Source organism: Methylobacterium sp. TK26 (genome assembly GCF_055361565.1).
Map to the genome: position 1 here is coordinate 4,296,203 of NZ_CM143965.1, position 19,611 is coordinate 4,315,813.

Here is a 19,611-nt window from a genome sequence, read left to right on the forward strand (position 1 = left end):
TCGATGGCCATGACCCGCGTCCTCTCCACGACCCTCGCCGCCGCGATGGCGGCCCTTCTCCTCGGCGCGCCCGCGCGGGCCGAGGATGCCCATGGCGGCCCGGTGCCGCCGCGGGTGAGCTGGAGCTTCGCCGGCATGTTCGGCCGCTTCGACGAGGCGCAGCTGCAGCGCGGCTTCCAGGTCTACAAGGAAGTCTGCTCCGCCTGTCACTCGATGAAGCTCGTCTCCTTCCGCAACCTCGCGCAGGAAGGCGGCCCGCACTTCTCGGCCTCGCAGGTGAAGGCGCTGGCCGCCACCTATCAGGTGAAGGACGGGCCGAACGATTCGGGTGAGATGTTCGAGCGGCCCGGCCGCCCGGCGGACACCTTCCCGGCGCCCTTCCCGAACGATCAGGCCGCCGCCGCCGCCAACGGCGGCAAGGCGCCGCCGGACTTCTCGGTGATCGCCAAGGCGCGGACCTTCTCGCGCGGCAACCTGACCTTCCTCTACGACTGGCTACCCTTCGTCGGCTACACGGAGCAGGGCCCGGATTACATCCACGGCCTCCTCAACGGCTACAAGGAGGCCCCGAAGGACTTCCAGGTCCCGGATGGCGGCCACTACAACCTCTATTACCCGGGCCACATCATCGCGATGCCGCCGCCCATCTCGGACGGTCAGGTCACATACGCGAAGAACGACCAGGGCCAGCCGGTGGTGCCGGAGACGGTGGAGCAGTACGGCAAGGACGTCTCGGCCTTCCTGATGTGGGCCGCCGAGCCGCACATGATGGACCGCAAGGCCCTCGGCTTCCGGGTGATGCTGTTCCTCATCATCCTGGCCGGCCTGCTTTACTACGTGAAGAAGAAGGTCTGGGCGGATGTCGGCGGCGAGGTCCACGGCCTCCAGCCGGAACTGCACAAGGCCTGGTAAGCCGGCCACCTTGCACGGACGATGCGGGCCTCCCTTCGGGGAGGCCCGTCTTTTTTGGGCGGCAGGGGCGTGCTACCGGCCCTCAGACGACGGGACAGGGCATCGGGCATGACCGCAGCGGTACTCGGGGTGATCGGCGGATCGGGGGTCTACGACCTGCCCGGCCTGGAGGACGTGCGCGAGGAACGCATCGCATCGCCCTGGGGCGAGCCCTCGGACGCCCTGCGGATCGGGCGGATCGGCGCGACCAAGGTGGTGTTCCTCGCCCGGCACGGGCGGGGGCACCGGTTCTCGCCCTCCGGCATCAATTACCGCGCGAACATCGACACGATGAAGCGGGCGGGCGTCACCGACATCGTGTCGCTCTCGGCCTGCGGCTCGTTCCGCGACGAGCTGCACCCCGGCACCTTCGTCCTCGTGGACCAGTTCGTGGACCGCACCCACGGCCGCGCCTCATCCTTCTTCGGCGACGGCTGCGTCGCCCATGTGTCGCTGGCCCATCCGGTCGGCCCGAACCTGCAGAAGTGCATCGCGCAGGCGGCCAAGGCGGAGGAGATCGCGATCCACCGGGGCGGCACCTACGTGTGCATGGAGGGGCCGCAATTCTCGTCGCTCGCCGAATCCCGCGCCTACAAGGCGCAGGGCTTCGACGTGATCGGCATGACCAACATGCCCGAGGCCAAGCTCGCGCGGGAGGCCGAGATCACCTACGCGACCATCGCGATGGTGACCGATTACGATTGCTGGCACCCCGGCCACGATGCCGTCGACGTGGCGGCGGTGGTCGCCGTGGCGCGGGCGAACGCCGACAAGGCGGCCCGCCTCGTCTCGCGCCTCGCCCGCGACTTCCCGGCCAAGCGGGAGGAGTGTCCGGTCGGGTCGCACCGGGCCCTCGACGGCGCGATCATGACGGCCCCGGCCGTCCGCGATCCGGCGCTGCTCGCCAAGCTCGACGCGGTCGCGGGACGGGTGCTGAACGGCTGAGGCCGGCGCGCGATTTCCCTTTCGCGACAGCTAGCCTAGAAGCAGCCGGCGGCGCCATCGCCGCCTTCACCAACACGCGGACACAATGCGCAGCGCGAGCATCAGCCGGACAACCGCCGAGACCGACGTCTCGGTGAGCGTCGCCCTCGACGGCACCGGCAAGGCGACGATCGCCACCGGCATCGGCTTCCTCGACCACATGCTCGAGCTGCTCGCGCGGCACGCCCTGTTCGACCTCGACATCAAGGTCGTGGGCGACCTGCACGTCGATCAGCACCATTCCGCCGAGGATTGCGGCATCGCCCTGGGGCAGGCCTTCGCCAAGGCGCTCGGCGACAAGCGCGGCGTGACCCGCTACGCCGACATCCACCTGCCGATGGACGAGACCCTGAGCCGCGTCTGCGTCGACATCTCCGGCCGGCCCTTCCTCGTGTTCCGCACGCAGTTCCGCGTGGAGAAGATCGGCACCTTCGACACCGAACTCGTCCGCGAGTGGTTCCAGGCCTTCGCAATGAATGCCGGGCTGACCCTGCACGTCGAAACGCTGTACGGCGAGAACGCGCACCACATCGCGGAAAGCCTGTTCAAGGGGCTGGCCCGCGCCTTGCGGGCGGCGGTGGCGGTCGACCCCCGCGAGGAAGGCCGGGTGCCCTCGACCAAGGGCACGCTGTAGGACACCCCCGATGCGGATGCGCAGCTACACCCTCCACCTGCCGCCGGACGCTCGCCCCGGCGAGACCGACACCCTGGACCGGGCCGTGATCGTGCCCGACGGGTTCTCCTGGCCGGCTTTCGCCTACACCGTGCTGTGGTTCCTGTTCCACCGGCTCTGGGTGGCGGCGCTGATCGTGCTCGCCGGCCTCGCGGCCGTGGCCTTCGCCGGCTACGCGCTGGGCCTCACCCGCGCGGCGGGGACGGGCATCGCCCTCCTCGCCAGCGTCCTGATCGGGTTCGAGGCGTCGAGCCTGCGCCGCTGGACCCTGGCCCGCCGGGGCTTCGCCCTGCGCGACGCCGTCGTCGCCCGTGATTCCGCCGAGGCCGAGGCGCGGCTCCTCGCCCGGTGGCTCGATCCCGCGAGCCTGCCGCCGCCGCCGCGCCCGCCCTTTCCGGGTGGTCCCGTGCGGCGCGCCGAGCCGGTGATCGGCCTGTTCCCCGCCCGCGAAGGCGGACGGTGACGGCGTGGGATCGGGCATGACCGGACGAACCGTCGCCATCATCGATTACGGCTCGGGCAATCTGCACTCGGCCCTGAAGGCCTTCGAGCGCGCCGCCCGCGAGGCCGGGCTCGACGACACACGCATCGTGCTCACCGCCGACCCGGAGGTCGTGGCGGCGGCGGATCGGATCGTCCTGCCGGGCGTCGGCGCCTATGCCGATTGCCGGGCGGGGCTCGATGCCGTGCCCGGCATGGTCGAGGCCATGACCGGGGCGGTGAAGGACAAGGGCAAGCCCTTCCTCGGCATCTGCGTCGGGATGCAATTGCTGGCGAGTCGCGGCCTCGAATACGCCGAGACGCCCGGCCTCGGCTGGATCCCCGGCGATGTCGGGCCGATCCGCCCGGCCGATCCGGCGCTGAAGGTGCCGCATATGGGCTGGAACACCCTGCGCGCGGCCCGTCCGCACGCCCTGTTCGAGGGCATTCCCACGGGGGAGAGCGGGCTGCACGCCTATTTCGTGCACAGCTTCGCCCTGACGCCGGAGCGGCCGGATGATACCGTGATGCTCGCCGATTACGGCGGCCCGGTCACGGCCGCCGTGGCGCGCGACAACGTCGCCGGCACGCAGTTCCACCCCGAGAAGAGCCAGCATCTCGGCCTCGCCCTCATCGCCAACTTCCTCCGCTGGCGCCCGTGAGCGGCGCCGAGGGACCAAACGGAAAGACAGCCCGGTGATCCTGTATCCCGCGATCGACCTGAAGGGTGGCCGCTGCGTCCGCCTCGTCCAGGGGGACATGGACCGGGCGACCGTCTTCGGCGACGACCCCGCCGCCCAGGCGGCGATCTTCGCCGGGCAGGGCTTCTCATGGCTGCACGTGGTCGATCTCGACGGCGCCTTCGCGGGCGCGCCGCGCAATGCCGAGGCGGTCGATTCGATCCTCGCCACGGTGGACGTGCCGGTGCAGCTCGGCGGCGGCATCCGGGACATGAAGACCCTCGAGGGCTGGCTCGCCAAGGGCGTGGCGCGGGTCATCATCGGCACGGCGGCGGTGCGCGATCCCGAATTCGTCCGCGAGGCGGCGCGGCTCCATCCCGGCAAGGTGGCGGTCGGCATCGACGCCAAGGACGGCCGCGTGGCCGTCGAGGGCTGGGCGCAGACCTCCAGCATGACAGCCGAGGAACTCGGGCGCCGCTTCGAGGATGCCGGCGTCGCGGCCATCGTCTACACGGACATCGCCCGCGACGGCATCCTGAAGGGGCTCAACGTCGAGATGACCCTGGCCCTGGCCGAGGCCGTCGCCGTTCCGGTGATCGCCTCCGGCGGCCTCGCCTCCATCGCCGACGTGCACCGGCTGCTGGAGCCGGATTGCGCCCTGATCGCCGGGGCGATCACCGGCCGGGCGCTCTACGACGGCCGCATCGATCCCATCGCGGCGCTCTCCGCGATCGCGGCGGCGCGCCACGCCGCGCCGTGATAGGATCACGGCGATGGGATCATCCCGGGAGGGCGCGATGGGTGTCGCGAAGGCTTTGACCCGACCCGACTCACCGACGACGGCGTATTCGGACGATTTTTACACCTGGACCCAGGAGCAGGGCGCGCGCCTGCGGGCCGGCGACCTCGACGGCCTCGATCTGGAGAATTTGGCCGAGGAGATCGAGAGCTTGGGCAAGAGCCAGTTCGCCAGTCTGGTGAGTGCGCTGCGAATCGTGCTGCTTCACATGCTGAAGTTCGATCATCAGCCGGATCGGGGTACCCGCAGTTGGGCGCTGTCCATCGCCGAGCACCGCAGACGGATCGTCTACGAATTGAGGGACAGTCCCGGCCTGAAGGGTCGACTCGCGGATGCGGTCGAGCGCGCCTATGACCTCGGGCGCATCGAGGCGTCGAAAGAGACCGGGTTGCTCCTGAAGCAATTCCCCGAAACCTGCCCCTATTCCCTGGACGAGATCATGAACCGGCCGTTCGCGATCGATCCGGACGCCTGACCGACGATCGGACCGAACTGTGCTCAAGACCCGCATCATCCCCTGCCTCGACGTGAAGGACGGGCGCGTCGTGAAGGGCGTGCGCTTCGAGGGCCTGCGCGATGCGGGGGATCCGGTCGAGGCCGCCAAGGCCTACGACGCGGCCGGCGCCGACGAACTCTGCTTCCTCGACATCACCGCGAGCCGCGAGGCGCGGGGCACCCTCCTCGACGTGGTGAGCCGCACGGCGGAAGCCTGCTTCATGCCGCTCACCGTGGGCGGCGGGGTGCGGGCCGTCGAGGACGTGCGGGCGCTGCTGCTGGCCGGCGCCGACAAGGTCGCGATCAACACCGCCGCCGTGAAGGACCCGGACCTCGTCGCCCGCGCGGCTGAGAAGTTCGGCGCGCAATGCATCGTCGTGGCCATCGACGCCAAGCGCGTCTCCGCCCCCGGCGAGGAGGCGCGCTGGGAGATCTTCACCCATGGCGGGCGCGACCCGACCGGCATCGACGCCATCGCCTTCGCCCGCCTCGTGGCGCAGAAGGGCGCGGGCGAACTCCTCGTCACCTCCATGGACCGCGACGGCACCCGCTCCGGCTACGACCTCGCGCTCACGCGGGCGATCTCCGACGCGGTGGGCGTGCCGGTGATCGCCTCCGGCGGCGTCGGCGGGCTGGACGACCTCGTGGCCGGCGTCGCGCAGGGCGGGGCCAGCGCCGTGCTCGCCGCCTCGATCTTCCATTTCGGCCAAGCCACCATCGGCGAGGCCAAGGCGCACATGGCCGCCGCCGGCCTCGCCATGCGCCTCGACGCCTCCGCGGAGCCGCGCCCGTGACCGACATCCTCCTCGCCAACGCGACCCTGCTCGACCCCGCGACGGGCACGGACACGCCCGGCGCGATTCTCGTCTGCGACGGGCGGATCGCCGACATCGTGCAGGGCGCCGCCCCCGGTTCACCCGCGGGCGCGCGGCGGATCGATTGCGCGGGCCGCGTGCTGGCCCCCGGCCTCATCGACCTGCGCGCCTTCGTGGGCGAGCCCGGCGCCGAGCATCGCGAGACCCTGGCCTCGGCCAGCGCCGCCGCCGCCGCCGGGGGCGTGACGACGCTGGTCTGCATGCCGGACACCAACCCGATCATGGACGAGCCGGCGATCGTGGATTTCGTCCTGCGCCGGGCGCGGGACACGGCCTGCGTGAACGTCCTGCCGGCGGCGGCCATCACCAAGGGCCTCGGCGGCCGGGAGATGACCGAGTTCGGCCTGTTGCAGGAAGCCGGCGCGGTGGCTTTCACCGACGGCCTGCGGGCCGTGGCCGATGCGCAGGTGATGCGCAGGGCGCTGACCTATGCCCGGGATTTCGGCGCGCTCCTCATGCAGCATGTCGAGGAGTCGAGCCTCGCCGCCGAGGGCGTCATGAACGAGGGCGAACTCGCCTCCCGCCTCGGCCTGATGGGCGTGCCCCGCGAGGCCGAGACGGTGATGCTGGAGCGCGACATCCGCCTCGTGCGCCTCACGGGCGCCCGCTACCATGCGGCGATGATCTCCTGCGCCGATTCGGTGGAGATCGTCCGCCGGGCGAAGGAGGACGGGTTGCCCGTCACCTGCGGCGTCTCGGTGAACAACCTCGTCCTCAACGAGAACGACATCGGCCATTACCGCACCTTCTGCCGCCTCTCGCCGCCCCTGCGCGACGAGGCGGATCGGCAGGCCGTGGTGGCGGCCCTGGCCGAGGGGGTGATCGACGTGGTCGTCTCCGACCACAACCCGCAGGATGCGGACACCAAGCGCCTGCCCTTCGCCGAGGCGGCGGACGGGGCGCTCGGCATCGAGACGCTGCTCGGCGCCGCGATGCGCCTCGTCCATACCGGCGACGTCCCCCTGCCGCGCCTGCTCGCGGCGCTGACGGCCAACCCCGCCAGGCTCCTCGGCCAAGCGGCCGGGCGCCTCGCGAAGGGGGCGCCGGCCGACCTCGTGCTGATCGACCCAGACCTGCCCTACGTCGTGGACAAGCGGCGGCTGAAGTCGCGCTCGAAGAACTCGCCCTTCGATGAAGCCCGTCTGCAGGGCGGGGCGGTGCTGACGATGGTCGGCGGGCGGATCGTCCACGCGGTCGACGATCTGGCGGCGGCGGCATGATCCCCTCGGACCTCGCCACCCTGCCGACCCTCGCCGGGCTCGGCATCGGCTACGCCCTCGGCGCGATTCCCTTCGGGCTCCTGTTCACCCGCATCGCCGGCCTCGGCGACGTGCGCGCCATCGGCTCGGGGAATATCGGCGCGACCAACGTGTTGCGCACCGGGCGCAAGGGGCTGGCCTTCGCGACCCTGCTGGGGGACGCCCTGAAGGGTACCGCCGCCGTGCTCATCGCCGCGCAACTCGGCGAGGGGCCGGCCCTGGCCGCCGGGCTCGGCGCCTTCCTCGGGCATCTCTTCCCGGTCTGGCTCGGGTTCAAGGGCGGCAAGGGCGTCGCGACGCTGATCGGCCTGCTCATCGCCTTCAGCCCGGCGGCCCTGCTCGCCTTCGCGCTGGTGTGGCTCGGGCTCGCCTTCGTCTTCAAGTATTCGTCGCTCTCCGCGCTCGCGGCCTCGGCGGTGACGCCGCTGGTGCTCTGGGCCCTCGGCCAGCCGGCGGTGGCGCTGCTCTTCGTCGTGCTCGGCGGCCTGCTGTGGTGGAAGCACACGCCCAACATCCAGCGCCTTGCGGCAGGCACCGAGGGGCGGATCGGCCAGAAGGGGTGAGCGCGCGATGGACCTTTCCGACGCGCAGCGCCTCGACTGGCTTCGCCTGATCCGCACCGAGGGCATCGGCCCCCGCAACTTCCGCCAGCTCATCAACCGCTTCGGCGGCGCGGCGGCGGCCCTCGAAGCCCTGCCGGACCTGACGCAGCGCCGGGGGCGCCCCGTGACGCCCCCGAGCCGGATGCAGGCCGAGGACGAGGTGGCGGCGCTCGCCCGCCTCGGCGGGGTCTTCTTGGCCTCGGGCGATGCGGCCTATCCCGCCTTGCTGCGGACCACCGACGCCGCCCCGCCGCTCATCGCCCTGCGCGGCGATCCCGCGATCCTCGCGCGGCCCGCCGTGGCCATCGTCGGCTCGCGCAACGCCTCGGCGGCCGGAGGCGCCTTCACCGACCGCCTCGCCCGCGCCCTCGGCGAGGCCGGGCTCGTCATCGCCTCGGGCCTCGCGCGCGGCATCGATGCCCGCGCCCACCGGGCGAGCCTCGCCACCGGGACCGTCGCGGTGATGGCGGGCGGGCACGACAGGATCTACCCCGCCAACCACGCCGCCCTCGCGGAGGCGATCCTGGAGGCCGGAGGCGCCGTGCTCGCCGAGATGCCGATGGGCTGGCAGCCGCGGGCGCAGGACTTTCCCCGCCGCAACCGCATCGTCTCCGGCCTCGGCTACGGCAGCGTCGTGGTGGAGGCGGCGCGGCGGTCGGGCTCGCTCATCACCGCGCGCTTCGCCCTGGAGCAGAACCGGGAGATCTTCGCCGTGCCGGGCTCGCCCCTCGACCCCCGCGCGGAGGGCACCAACGACCTGATCCGCCAGGGGGCGACCCTGGTGACGGAGGCGGAGCACATCCTGGAGGTGATCGGGCCGATCATCGCGCGCGGGCCGGTGCCGGAGGCGGCGCCCGCGCGCAAGTGCCCGGCTTTCGCGGATCAGCCGGATTTCTGGGAGGAACTGGATCTCGAGGGCGGCCCCGCCGCGCCTCTGGTCGAATGGATACCCGAACCGGAGCCGGAGCCCGGCGACGAGCGCACCCGCATCCTTGCCCTCCTCGGGCCCGGCCCGGTGGCGACGGACGAACTCGCCCGCGCCGCCGCCTGCGAGGTGCGGATGGTGCAGACCATCCTGCTGGAATTGGAACTCGACGGGCGGATCGAGCGGCAGGGCAGCGGCATGGTCGCCCTGGCGCGGCGCTGAGGCGCCAAACGGAAAGCCCCTCGCTTCCGGCAGGAAGGAGGGGCTTCCGAACTCGTTGTCGCCGATCCCAGTCTCCCCCCTCAGGATGAGGGTGTGGAGTGGAATAGGGAGACCGTGGTCTCGTTACGCGACGGTCAGGCCGACATCGACATTACCGCGCGTGGCGTTGGAGTAGGGGCACACCTTGTGCGCCTCCTGCACCAGACGCTCGGCGTCGGCCTTGTCGAGGCCCGGCAGGCTGACCTTGAGGTCGGTGGTGATGCCGAAGCCGCCCTCGGAGCGCGGGCCGATGCCGACATTGGCCGTCACGGTCGTGTCGGCCGGCACCTTCAGCGAAAGCTGCGGCGCCACGAACTTCATCGCGCCGAGGAAGCAGGCGGAATAGCCGGCCGCGAAGAGCTGCTCGGGGTTGTTGCCCTCGCCGCCCGCGCCGCCCAGCTCCTTCGGGGTCGCGAGCTTGACGGAGAGCGAGCCATCCTCGGTCTTCGCGGCGCCGTCGCGGCCCCCGGTGGCGGTGGCGGTGGTGCGGTACTTCACGTCAACGGACATACTGGTCTCCCCTTCGGACTGGCGATGCGCCTTAGATGGCGGACGATTCGGAGATAGCTAGAATATAGATTGCGCGCAATCGAAAATCGCGCAGCCCCGTCATGCATGGCTCACGCATCGATGAGGGCGAAGCGGTCCACATCCACGAGGCCGCGATCGGTGATCTTGAGGTGCGGGATCACCGGCAGGGGCAGGAAGGCGACCTGCAGGAACGGCTCCGGCAGCACCACACCGAGCCCCTTGGCGGCCTCGCGCAGGCGGCGGAGGGAGGCGGCGATGGCGGGATGGGCGTGGAGGCTCATCAGGCCGGCGAGCGGCAGGGCGATCTCGGCGAGCACGCGCCCGCCCTCGGCCACGACGAAGCCGCCCTCGATTTCCGCGAGGCGGTTCACGGCCACCGCCATGTCGGCCTCGTCGGCGCCCACGACGGTGATGTTGTGGCAATCGTGCCCGACCGACGAGGCGATGGCCCCGCGCTTCAGCCCGAACCCCTTCACGAAGGCGACGCCGATGCCCCGTTCCCCCGGCCGGCTGCGCCCGTGCCGCTCGACCACCGCGACCTTCACCGCGTCCTGCGCGAGGTCGATCCGCCGCTCGCCGCCGGAATAGGGCAGGGTGAGGTCGTGCCGGAGGGTGATGATCTTGCCCGGCACCACGCCGATGACCGGCGTCGAGGGGCCGGAGCCCGGCGCGGCGAAGTCGGCTTCCGTCACCCGCCGGTTGCGGATGCTGGCCCGTCCGATGGGCGCCACCGCCGAGCGGCCCGCGAAGAGCGCATCGTCCACCACGCGTCCGGCGCTGACGACGCCCGAGACCGCGCAATCGTTGAGATCGTCGAGGATCACGAGGTCGGCGCGCTGGCCGGGGGCGACGAGGCCCCGGTCGCGCAGGCCGAAGGCCCGCGCCGCCGACCACGAGACCGCCCGGTAGACCGCGAGCGGCGGGCAGCCGAGGCGGATCGCCGTGCGCACCACGTAGTCGAGATGCCCCTCCTCGGCGATGTCGAGGGGGTTCCGGTCGTCGGTGCAGAAGGCCAGGAACGGCGCCGTGCGGTCATCGAGGATCGGCGCCAGGGCGTGCAGGTCCTTCGAGACCGAGCCCTCGCGGATCAGCACGGTCATGCCCTTGGAGAGCTTCTCCATCGCCTCTTCGGGCGTGGTCGCCTCGTGCTCCGTGCGGATGCCGGCGGCGATGTAGCCGTTGAGGGCCTCCCCCCGCAGGAGCGGCGCGTGCCCGTCGATGTGGCGGCCCTGGAAGGCGGCGAGCTTGGCGAGTGCGCCCTCGTCCCCGGCCAGCACGCCGGGGAAGTTCATGAACTCCGCGAGGCCGAGCACCTTCGGGTGGCGGGCGAAGGGCATCAGGTCGGCGGCCTCGATGCAGGCGCCCGAGGTTTCGAGATGCGCCGCCGCCGGCACGCAGGAGGACAATTGCACCCGCAGGTCCATCGCCATCGCCTCGGCGGAGTCGAGGAACCACGCGAAGGCCGGCGTGCCGAGCACGTTCGCCGCCTCGTGCGGATCGCAAATGCCGGTGGTGACGCCGCGCGGCAGCACGCACGCCTCGAAGGCGAGCGGCGTCATCAGTGACGATTCGACGTGGAAATGCGTGTCGATGAAGCCCGGCACCACCACTCGGCCGGCGATGTCGATCTCCCGCGCGCCGCGATACTGCCCGTAGGTGCCCACGATCCGGTTGCCGCACAGGGCGATGTCCGAGGCGACGAGGTCGCCGGTCACGAGATCGAGGAAGCGCCCGTTCTTGAGGACGAGGTCGGCCTCGCCGCGTCCGGCCCCCTGTAGGATCGCCCGCCTGAGGAAGTCTGTGCTCATGCTCACCTCCACCGGCCACGCTGCCAGGAGCGTGCCAGCCCGGCCGAGTGTTGGAAAGCATGGGGCGTCGCTGCCGCACCGGAGATTTTGCCCCTTGCGCGGCGTGAAATCGGCGGGCACTGTCAAGTCATGTTGACACTCGCGGCCAGACCGGAGTCGAGGGACACGAGCGATCCGCGGCCGCACGCCGTGGTGATCGGCTCGGGCTTCGGCGGGCTGGCCGCCGCCGTGCGGCTCGGCGCGCGGGGCTACCGGGTGACGGTGCTGGAACGGCTGGAACAGCCCGGCGGACGGGCCCGCGTCCACCGCCGCGACGGCTTCACCTTCGATGCCGGGCCGACCATCGTCACCGCGCCGTTCCTGTTCGAGGAGCTGTGGCAGCTCGCGGGCAAGCGCATGGCCGACGACGTGACCCTGGTGCCGATGGACCCGTTCTACCGGATCCGCTTCAGCGACGGCGCCACCTTCGATTACAGCGGCGACCCTGAGCGGATGCGCGCCGAGGTCGCCCGGTTCTCCCCCGACGACGTGGCGGGCTACGAGCGCTTCATGGCCCATGCCCGAAAGGTGTGCGCGCTGGGCTTCGAGCAACTGGGGCACGTCCCCTTCGGCTCGGTGCGGGCGATGCTGAAGATCGCGCCGGACCTCCTGCGCCTCTCCGGCCACCGCAGCGTGCATGCGGTCGTCTCGCGCTTTATCCGCGACGACCGGCTGCGCACGGTGTTCAGCTTCCACCCCCTGCTCATCGGCGGAAACCCGTTCAAGGCGAGCGGGGTCTATTGCCTCATCGCCGACCTCGAACGGCGCTGGGGCGTACATTTCGTCATGGGCGGCACCGGCAAGCTCGTGGACGGGCTGGTGCGGCTGATCCGGGGGCAGGGCGGCCGGGTGCGCCTCGGCGCCGACGTGGCCGAGATCGTCGTGGAGGGTGGCGCGGCGCGGGGCGTGCGCCTCGCGGGCGGCGAAACGATCCCCGCCGACATCGTCGTCTCCAATGCCGATTCGGCGATCACCCAGGGCAAGCTTCTGCCCAAGGCCCTGCGCTGGAGCCCCGGCCGCATGAAGCGGGCGCGCTCCTCCATGGGGCTGTTCGTCTGGTATTTCGGCACACGCCGCCGCTACCCGGACGTGGCCCACCACACGATCCTGCTCGGGCCGCGCTACCGCGAATTGCTGGCCGACATCTTCGACCGGAAGGTGCTCGCGGAGGATGCGAGCCTCTACCTCCACCGGCCGACCGCCACCGACGACGGCCTCGCCCCACCGGGCCAGGATTGCTTCTACGTGCTGGCCCCCGTGCCGAACCTCGCGGGCGGGCAGGATTGGGCGGCGCTGGGGGAGACCTATCGCCGCCGGATCGAGGCGATGCTGGAAGAGAGCGTCCTGCCGGGGCTCAAGGCCGAACTCGTCACAAGCTTCTTCACGACGCCGCAGGACTTCCAGGACGACTTCCTGAGCTATCGCGGCTCCGGCTTCGGCCTAGAACCGGTGCTGACGCAATCCGCGTGGTTCCGGCCGCACAACCGCTCGGCGGTGCAAAACCTCTACCTCGTCGGCGCCGGCACCCATCCGGGGGCCGGTCTGCCCGGCGTGCTCTCCTCCGCCCGTATCCTCGACCGCGTGGTGCCGGATGCCCGTGTCACGGCCTGAACCGATCCACCTCGGCGACCGCGCCGCCTGCTCGACGGCGATCCGCGCCGGCTCGAAGAGCTTCCACGCCGCCGGCCTGCTGCTGCCGCAGGCGGTGCGGGAGCCGGCGCACGCCCTCTATGCCTTCTGCCGCTTGGCCGACGACCTCGTGGACGAGGCCGGGGAGGCGTATGGGCGGCACCGCGCCGTCGCCCGCCTGCGCGAGCGCATTCGCCTCGCCTATGCCGGCCAGCCGGCGGATCATCCGGCCGACCGCGCCTTCGCCGGCGCGATCGATGCCCACGCGATCCCCGAGGCGCTGCCCCTCGCCCTGGTCGAGGGGCTGGAATGGGACGCGGAAGGCCGCTTCTACGCCGACCTCGGCGAGTTGCACGCCTATGCCGCCCGCGTCGCGGGCTCGGTGGGGGCGATGATGGCGCTCATCATGGGCGTGCGCGACGCCGACGCCCTGGCCCGCGCCTGCGACCTCGGCGCGGCGATGCAGCTCACCAACATCGCCCGCGATGTCGGCGAGGATGCCCGGATGGGCCGCCTCTACCTGCCCCTCGACTGGATGGCGGAAGCCGGCCTCGACGTGGACCGCTTCCTCGCCGACCCGCGCCCGTCGCCGGCCCTCGCGGAGGTGGTGGAGCGCCTGCTCGCCGAGGCCGACGGGCTCTATGCCCGCGCCGAGGCCGGCATCGCCGCCCTGCCGCCGCGCTGCCGCCCGGCGATTCGCGCGGCCTCGCGGATCTACGCGCAGATCGGGTTCGCGGTGCGCCGCAACGGCCATGACAGCGTGACCCGCCGGGCGCGGATCGGCGGCGTCGCCAAGCTCGGCCACGCCCTCGGCGCCGCGCTGCCGCGCCCGGTGGGGCCGGGCCTCGCCCTGCCGCCCCTGGCGCAGACGGCGTTCCTCGTGGCGGCGGTGGCCGCGCATCCGGTGCCGCGCCTCCCGCGCGGTCTGCCGTCCTGGTGGGACCTGCGGGGCCGTGTCCTCCACGTCCTCGACCTGATCGAGCGCCTGCGCGAGCGCGAGGCCTTCGCCCGCGCCGCGCAGTCGGAGATCGCGCGCTGACCTTCTACTGAAGGTGCTTCGTGTAGGTGTCGCCGGCCTGCGCCTTCAGCGCGGCGCCGGCCTCGCGGCCGATGCGCTCGGCCTCTTCCACCGGTCCCTCGCCGGAGGCGGCCCAATGGCGGCTCCCGTCCGGCAGGAACAGCAGCCCGTCGAGGCGCAGCCGGCCCCCGTCGATCCGCGCCAGGGCGGCGATGGGCGTGCGGCAGGACCCGTCGAGCTCCGCGAGCAGCGCCCGCTCCGCCGCGACGGCGGTGGTCGTGGTCTCGCAGGCGATGGGGGCGAGCAGCGCGCGGATCTCGGAATCGTCCGCCCGGCACTCGATGCCCAGCGCCCCCTGCGCCACGGCCGGCAGCATGGTCTCCACCGGCAGGATGCTGCGGGCCATGGCTTCGAGGCTGAGGCGCTGAAGCCCGGCCAGCGCCAGCAGGGTCGCGTCGCACTCGCCCGATTCGAGCTTGCGCATCCGCGTGTTGGCGTTGCCGCGCAGGGGCACGACCTTCAGGTCCGGCCGGTGCATCAGCACCTGGGCCGCCCGGCGCAGCGACGAGGTGCCGACCCGCGCGCCCTCGGGCAGGTCCATCAGCGTCTCGGCATGGGGGGAGAGGAAGGCGTCGCGCGGGTCGTCGCGTTCGAGGATGCAGGCGATGGCGAGGCCCTCGGGCAGCCACGTCTCCACGTCCTTCATCGAATGGACGGCGACATCCACCTCGTTCGCGTAGAGCGCCTGCTCCAGCTCCTTGGTGAACAGGCCCTTGCCGCCGATCTCGGAGAGCGGCCGGTCGAGGATCTTGTCGGCCACGGTGGTGACGACGACGAGTTCGGTCTCCAGGCCGGGATTGGCGGCGACGATGCGGTCGCGGACCATGCCCGTCTGGGCCAGGGCCATCGGGGAGCCGCGGGTGCCGATGCGCAGGGGGCGGTTCAGCATGGTGGGATGTGTCGCTTCTCACGGACAGGGCGGCGGCGAGACCTTACAGAAGGCCATGCCACGCTTCCATCACCTTGAGCGATCCGGTTCAGCCGTCGTCAACCGAAGGTCGCGTATACGCTCCGGCGGGGCCATCTGTGCCATGGGACAGGACGAACAGGAATCATGTTGATCCTGCCGAGTCGGCGTCAGGTTCTCACCGGTCTCGGTGCGACCGCCGGCATCATGGGGGCGACGGGCGTCTACGGGTTCGGGGTCGAGCCCCTCCACCGCCTCGTGGTGACGCGCTACGCGCCGAACCTGCCTCGCTGGAAGGACGGCCCGGCCCTGCGCATCGCGGTGCTGGCGGATTTCCACGTCTGCGAGCCGTTCATGCCGTTCGACCGGGTGGCGGAGATCGTGGACGCCACCAACGCCCTGCGCCCCGACCTCATCCTGATGCTGGGCGATTACCCGGCCGGGAAGGTGGCGTGGCAGACGCTGCCCCTGTCGGATTTCGCCAAGCTCGTGGAGGGCCTGCGCGCGCCCCTCGGCACCTACTCGATCCTCGGCAACCACGATTGGTGGGACGATCCGGCCACGCAATCGGCGCTCGGCGGCACGCCGCGCATCCGCAAGCTTTTGGAAGCGCGGGGCATCCCCGTGCTGGAGAACGACGTGCTGCGCCTCACCAAGGACGGCAAGCCGTTCTGGCTCGCCGGCCTCGGCGACCAGGAGCCGTTCGAGGGCCATTTTCACATGACCCTCGCCGACCTGCCCGGCACCCTCGCCAAGGTCACGGACGACGCGCCGGTTCTGCTGATGGCCCATGAGCCGAACATCTTCCCCCGGGTGCCGTCGCGGGTGGCGCTCACCCTGTCGGGGCACACCCATGGCGGGCAGATCCGCCTGTTCGGCCGCTCGCCGGCCATCCGCCGGGTGAACGGGCACGATCTGGCCTACGGCCATCGCATCGTAGACGGGCGCCACATCATCGTCTCGGGCGGGTTCGGCGTGAGCCGCATTCCGGTGCGCATCGGCGTACCACCGGAGATCGTACTGCTCGAACTGGGACAATCCGCGCCGGAGCCGGGCACCGCTTAAGGCGCCCCCGGCGATCCCCTTTCGAGCCGCGCGCGCTAGATTAGCGGGATGCGCGCGCTTTTCCTTCTCCCGATCCTCCTGTTTGCGGCCGGATCCGCCCGGGCGGACGAATGCGAAACCCTGGTCGCCAAGGTGACGGCCGAGACCGGGGCCAAGACCGACCAGCAGCGGTCCGATTACGCGACCTTCACGGTCAACCCCGACATGACGATGTCGCTCGCCTGCGGGGCTCCGGCGCTCTCGTCGGTGGGGGCGCAATACCGGGGGGCGAACCCGCCGGAGGCGTATTACGACACCTTCGGCAAGGCGGGCCACGCCGTCACCGGCATCGATGCGAAGACGATCACCGAGGCCGCGCACAAGGCCAAGGAGACCGCGAGCCGGATGCGCCACAGCAACATCGATCTCGGCGGGGCGCTCGTCACCTGCTCGTCGATGGTCTCGCCCGACAAGGGGCCGCTCACGCTGTGCGCGGTGATCGAGCACAGCGACAAGAGCTAGGATTCCGGGTCGCGTCCCTCCGTCAGGGAAGCGCGGCCTTGGGGGCGACGGCGGCGTCGTGCTGCCCGCTCCGCGCGAGAGCCTCCGCGACGAACCCCGACGCCTTCATCTCCTCGACGAAGCGGCTGAGATAGGCCTGGGCCTCCGGCCGTCCCGCCGGCAGGGCGACGGCCTGCTCGATCACCATGAACCGGCCCGGCAGGATACGCACGTCCGCGTTGGCCCGCGCATAGGCTTCGAGCGGCTGGCGAACCGAGGCGACGACGTCCACCCGGTCGCGCCGGAAGACTTCCAGGGCCTCGGCCGATGTCGGCGCGAAGACGCGCTCGGCCGCCTTGAGATGGCGGCTCAGGTAGAGGTCGTAGGCGGTGTTCCGGCCGACCGCGATCTTCACCCCGGCGCGGTCGACCTGCTCGTTCGCGGTGATCGGCGAAGCGGCTGGGACCATGTAGGCCCCCTCGATGGTCACGTAGGGCGGCGTGTAGGCGATGGTCCGCGCCCGCTGCGGATCGATGGCCAGGAAGGCCATGTCCCAGGCGTCCGGGCCGCCGGCCGCGTCCACGACCTTGCCGGCCGTGTCGTAGGTCGTGAAGGCGACCGGCACCTTCAGCCGCCGCGCCATTTCCCGGGCGAGGTCGGCCGAGACGCCGGCCGGCTCACCGTCCGGCCCCTTCTGGGCCAGGACGATGTTGCCGTAGTTGATCGCGGCCCGCAGCGTCCCCGTCGGGGCGATGGCGCGGACCAGTTCCGGGGCGACGTCCTGAGCCAAGGCTGTACCCTCGCATGCGGCGAGCCAGAGGAGCAGGCCGAAGAGCACCGCCCTCAGAGCGGGATGTTGTCGTGCTTCTTCCACGGCTGCTCCATCTTCTTGGTGCGGAGCATGCCCAGCGCGCGGGCGATCCGGCGGCGGGTGGAATGGGGCATGATCACCTCGTCGATGTAGCCGCGCTCGGCGGCCACGAACGGCGAGAGGAAACGGTCCTCGTATTCCTTGGTGCGCTCGGCGATCTTGTCCGGGTCGCCGATCTCGTTGCGGAAGATGATCTCCACCGCGCCCTTGGCGCCCATCACCGCGATCTGCGCCGTCGGCCACGCGTAGTTCACGTCGGCGCCGACATGCTTCGAGGCCATGACGTCGTAGGCGCCGCCGAAGGCCTTGCGGGTGATGATGGTGACGAGCGGCACCGTCGCCTGGTTGTAGGCGAAGAGCAGCTTGGCGCCGTGCTTGATGAGGCCGCCATATTCCTGGGCGGTGCCCGGCAGGAAGCCCGGCACGTCCACGAAGGTCACGATCGGGATCGAGAAGGCGTTGCAGTAGCGCACGAAGCGCGCGGCCTTCCGCGAGGCGTCCGAATCGAGCACGCCGGCCAGCACCAGGGGCTGGTTCGCCACGAAGCCGACCGTGCGGCCCTCGACGCGGCCGAAGCCGGTGATGATGTTCCGGGCGTAGGCCGCCTGGATCTCGAAGAAGTCGCCCTCGTCCACCACCCGGCGGATCAGCTCGCCCATGTCGTAGGGCTTGTTCGGGTTGTCGGGGATCAGCGTGTCGAGGGACATGTCGAGACGGTTCACGTCGTCGAAGGACTCGATCTCCGGCACGCCGTCGGTGTTGTTGGCGGGGAGGTAGTCGAGCAGGCGGCGGATCTGAAGGATCGCCTCGACGTCGTTCTCGAACGCGCCATCCGCGATGGACGACTTGGTGGTGTGGACCTTGGCGCCGCCGAGCTCCTCGGCGGTGACGACCTCGTTGGTCACGGTCTTCACCACGTCCGGGCCGGTCACGAACATGTAGCTCGTGTCGCGGACCATGAAGATGAAGTCGGTCATGGCCGGCGAGTAGACGTCGCCGCCCGCGCAGGGGCCCATGATGACCGAGATCTGCGGGATCACGCCCGAGGCCATGACGTTGCGGCGGAACACCTCGCCGTAGCCGCCCAGCGCCGCCACGCCCTCCTGGATGCGGGCGCCGCCGGCATCGAAGATGCCGATGATCGGGGCGCGCATCTTCAGCGCCATGTCCTGCACCTTCACGATCTTGGCGGCGTGCGTCTCCGAGAGGGAGCCGCCGAACACCGTGAAGTCCTTCGAGAACAGGAAGACCGTGCGGCCGTTGATGGTGCCCCAGCCGGTGACGACGCCGTCGCCGGGGACCTTCTGCTTCTCCATGCCGAAATCGGTGGAGCGGTGCTGCACGAACATGTCGAACTCTTCGAACGACCCGTGGTCGAGCAGGAGTTCAATGCGCTCGCGCGCCGTGAGCTTGCCGCGGTTGTGCTGCGCCTCGACACGCTTCTCGCCGCCGCCGAGCCGCGCCTGGTCCCGGCGCTCGGCGAGTTTGTCGAGGATGTCCTTCATGATCGTCGTCCGCCCCTGCATGCCCGGCGCCCGGTGCACCCGGGTCGACCTTGAGTGTTTGCTGTCGAGCCGGCTCTAGCACGGGCCTACGGCGCGGCAAACAGATCTGAAACGGGTCTTATGGGGGAGGAAAGTGGTGGACGGTGCAGGGATCGAACCTGCGACCTTTCCCGTGTGAAGGGAACGCACTACCGCTGTGCTAACCGTCCGTTCCGCAGCCCGTGCAACACGGACGCCGCGCGGAGGCGGGGGCTCTGGGCCGCCCGCGACCGGATGAGCGGCTTCTAGGGCCCTCGCCCCCGCCCCGTCAAGCCGGGATCCGCCGATTGACGGCCGTGGTTGACTTTCGTCGCCGTCGGGTGCGCTGTGGAACCATGGATCAGGGTGGAACGGGTCCGGTGCCGGGGGAGGGCACTGCCGAGGTTGCGACGCGTCGGCCGCGCGTGGCCATCACCTATTGCGTCCAGTGCAACTGGCTCCTCCGCTCGGCCTGGATGGCGCAGGAACTCCTCTCCACCTTCAAGGACGACCTTTCCGAGGTCGCCCTCCGGCCCGGCAAGGGCGGCGTGTTCCGCATCGAGGTCGATGGCGATCTCCTGTGGGAACGTGTGCAGGACGGCGGCTTCCCGGATGTGAAGGCCCTCAAGCAGCGCGTGCGCGACCGGCTCGACCCGGCCCGCGATCTCGGCCATATCGACCGGTGATGATGGTTCC

21 protein-coding genes and 1 tRNA gene are annotated in these 19,611 nt (G+C 71.0%); 16 read left to right on the top strand and 6 right to left on the bottom strand.

Translation table 11 applies throughout. The annotated features are described in order from the left end of the window. Window positions 1-3: 3 nt before the first annotated feature. The 11 genes from ACXJ1Y_RS20885 to dprA all read left to right on the top strand — a co-directional run bounded on the left by ACXJ1Y_RS20885 (window position 4) and on the right by dprA (window position 8,945). Window positions 4-912: a cytochrome c1 gene (locus ACXJ1Y_RS20885; RefSeq protein WP_463848000.1), complete on the top strand. Its 909-nt coding sequence runs from the start codon at window positions 4-6 to the stop codon at window positions 910-912. A gap of 108 nt (window positions 913-1,020) precedes the next feature. Further along, window positions 1,021-1,896 carry an S-methyl-5'-thioadenosine phosphorylase gene (locus tag ACXJ1Y_RS20890; RefSeq protein ID WP_463848001.1) on the top strand — a complete coding sequence of 292 codons (876 nt, stop codon included), beginning with the start codon at window positions 1,021-1,023 and terminating at the stop codon, window positions 1,894-1,896. 85 nt (window positions 1,897-1,981) lie between these two features. After that, window positions 1,982-2,569 (top strand): imidazoleglycerol-phosphate dehydratase HisB, encoded by a 588-nt coding sequence (gene hisB, locus ACXJ1Y_RS20895; protein ID WP_463848002.1) that lies wholly within the window; start codon window positions 1,982-1,984, stop codon window positions 2,567-2,569. A gap of 16 nt (window positions 2,570-2,585) precedes the next feature. After that, the gene (locus ACXJ1Y_RS20900; RefSeq protein WP_412759920.1) at window positions 2,586-3,071 is read left to right on the top strand and encodes a DUF2628 domain-containing protein; all 486 of its coding nucleotides are present in this window, start codon (window positions 2,586-2,588) and stop codon (window positions 3,069-3,071) included. Window positions 3,072-3,087: 16 nt separating this feature from the next. Then, entirely contained in the window at window positions 3,088-3,750 is a 663-nt protein-coding gene (gene hisH / locus ACXJ1Y_RS20905; protein ID WP_463848003.1) for an imidazole glycerol phosphate synthase subunit HisH, read from the top strand. A 34-nt stretch (window positions 3,751-3,784) separates the two neighbouring features. Continuing rightward, the gene (gene hisA, locus ACXJ1Y_RS20910; protein WP_243958172.1) at window positions 3,785-4,528 is read left to right on the top strand and encodes a 1-(5-phosphoribosyl)-5-[(5-phosphoribosylamino)methylideneamino]imidazole-4-carboxamide isomerase; all 744 of its coding nucleotides are present in this window, start codon (window positions 3,785-3,787) and stop codon (window positions 4,526-4,528) included. Window positions 4,529-4,565: 37 nt separating this feature from the next. Next, window positions 4,566-5,042 carry a DUF29 domain-containing protein gene (locus ACXJ1Y_RS20915; protein WP_463848004.1) on the top strand — a complete coding sequence of 159 codons (477 nt, stop codon included), beginning with the start codon at window positions 4,566-4,568 and terminating at the stop codon, window positions 5,040-5,042. 19 nt (window positions 5,043-5,061) lie between these two features. Then, window positions 5,062-5,856 carry an imidazole glycerol phosphate synthase subunit HisF gene (gene hisF, locus ACXJ1Y_RS20920; protein ID WP_463848005.1) on the top strand — a complete coding sequence of 265 codons (795 nt, stop codon included), beginning with the start codon at window positions 5,062-5,064 and terminating at the stop codon, window positions 5,854-5,856. Continuing rightward, window positions 5,853-7,157: a dihydroorotase gene (locus ACXJ1Y_RS20925; RefSeq protein ID WP_463848006.1), complete on the top strand. Its 1,305-nt coding sequence runs from the start codon at window positions 5,853-5,855 to the stop codon at window positions 7,155-7,157. The genes hisF and ACXJ1Y_RS20925 overlap by 4 nt, the downstream gene beginning before the upstream one ends. Next, on the top strand, window positions 7,154-7,759 hold the full coding sequence (gene plsY, locus ACXJ1Y_RS20930; protein WP_463848007.1) for a glycerol-3-phosphate 1-O-acyltransferase PlsY: 606 nt from the start codon (window positions 7,154-7,156) through the stop codon (window positions 7,757-7,759). The genes ACXJ1Y_RS20925 and plsY overlap by 4 nt, the downstream gene beginning before the upstream one ends. 7 nt (window positions 7,760-7,766) lie before the next feature. After that, window positions 7,767-8,945, top strand: coding sequence for a DNA-processing protein DprA (gene dprA / locus ACXJ1Y_RS20935; protein WP_463848008.1), 1,179 nt, complete (start codon window positions 7,767-7,769; stop codon window positions 8,943-8,945). A gap of 123 nt (window positions 8,946-9,068) precedes the next feature. On the opposite strand, the gene ACXJ1Y_RS20940 is transcribed toward dprA, so the two are convergent. Both ACXJ1Y_RS20940 and ade read right to left on the bottom strand, forming a co-directional pair. Further along, window positions 9,069-9,494 carry an organic hydroperoxide resistance protein gene (locus ACXJ1Y_RS20940; protein ID WP_243958185.1) on the bottom strand — a complete coding sequence of 142 codons (426 nt, stop codon included), beginning with the start codon at window positions 9,492-9,494 and terminating at the stop codon, window positions 9,069-9,071. A gap of 110 nt (window positions 9,495-9,604) precedes the next feature. Next, on the bottom strand, window positions 9,605-11,323 hold the full coding sequence (ade, locus tag ACXJ1Y_RS20945; RefSeq protein WP_463848009.1) for an adenine deaminase: 1,719 nt from the start codon (window positions 11,321-11,323) through the stop codon (window positions 9,605-9,607). 129 nt (window positions 11,324-11,452) lie between these two features. On the opposite strand from ade, the gene ACXJ1Y_RS20950 reads away from it, so the two are divergent. Together ACXJ1Y_RS20950 and ACXJ1Y_RS20955 are read left to right on the top strand one after the other, a co-directional pair. Continuing rightward, window positions 11,453-12,973: a phytoene desaturase gene (locus tag ACXJ1Y_RS20950; protein ID WP_463848010.1), complete on the top strand. Its 1,521-nt coding sequence runs from the start codon at window positions 11,453-11,455 to the stop codon at window positions 12,971-12,973. Further along, window positions 12,954-14,030, top strand: a complete 1,077-nt coding sequence (locus ACXJ1Y_RS20955) for a phytoene/squalene synthase family protein (protein ID WP_463848011.1) — start codon at window positions 12,954-12,956, stop codon at window positions 14,028-14,030. Before ACXJ1Y_RS20950 ends, ACXJ1Y_RS20955 begins: the two co-directional genes overlap by 20 nt. A 4-nt stretch (window positions 14,031-14,034) precedes the next feature. Here ACXJ1Y_RS20955 and hemC read toward each other — a convergent pair whose 3' ends face one another. After that, window positions 14,035-14,958: a hydroxymethylbilane synthase gene (hemC, locus tag ACXJ1Y_RS20960; protein ID WP_463848012.1), complete on the bottom strand. Its 924-nt coding sequence runs from the start codon at window positions 14,956-14,958 to the stop codon at window positions 14,035-14,037. 165 nt (window positions 14,959-15,123) lie between these two features. Here hemC and ACXJ1Y_RS20965 point away from each other — a divergent pair, with 165 nt between their 5' ends. Continuing rightward, window positions 15,124-16,041 (top strand): metallophosphoesterase, encoded by a 918-nt coding sequence (locus ACXJ1Y_RS20965; protein ID WP_463848013.1) that lies wholly within the window; start codon window positions 15,124-15,126, stop codon window positions 16,039-16,041. A 48-nt stretch (window positions 16,042-16,089) separates the two neighbouring features. Continuing rightward, on the top strand, window positions 16,090-16,542 hold the full coding sequence (locus ACXJ1Y_RS20970) for an ABC transporter ATPase (protein ID WP_463848014.1): 453 nt from the start codon (window positions 16,090-16,092) through the stop codon (window positions 16,540-16,542). 22 nt (window positions 16,543-16,564) lie between these two features. On the opposite strand, the gene ACXJ1Y_RS20975 is transcribed toward ACXJ1Y_RS20970, so the two are convergent. The 3 genes from ACXJ1Y_RS20975 to ACXJ1Y_RS20985 form a co-directional block, all read right to left on the bottom strand. Continuing rightward, window positions 16,565-17,311, bottom strand: a complete 747-nt coding sequence (locus ACXJ1Y_RS20975) for an ABC transporter substrate-binding protein (RefSeq protein ID WP_463848015.1) — start codon at window positions 17,309-17,311, stop codon at window positions 16,565-16,567. 53 nt (window positions 17,312-17,364) lie between these two features. Then, window positions 17,365-18,897 carry an acyl-CoA carboxylase subunit beta gene (locus ACXJ1Y_RS20980; RefSeq protein ID WP_243958226.1) on the bottom strand — a complete coding sequence of 511 codons (1,533 nt, stop codon included), beginning with the start codon at window positions 18,895-18,897 and terminating at the stop codon, window positions 17,365-17,367. A gap of 134 nt (window positions 18,898-19,031) precedes the next feature. Next, window positions 19,032-19,106, bottom strand: a tRNA-Val gene (locus tag ACXJ1Y_RS20985). A 165-nt stretch (window positions 19,107-19,271) separates the two neighbouring features. Between ACXJ1Y_RS20985 and ACXJ1Y_RS20990 the strand changes: the two genes are divergently transcribed. After that, window positions 19,272-19,601: an Rdx family protein gene (locus tag ACXJ1Y_RS20990; protein ID WP_243958228.1), complete on the top strand. Its 330-nt coding sequence runs from the start codon at window positions 19,272-19,274 to the stop codon at window positions 19,599-19,601. Window positions 19,602-19,611: the final 10 nt, after the last annotated feature.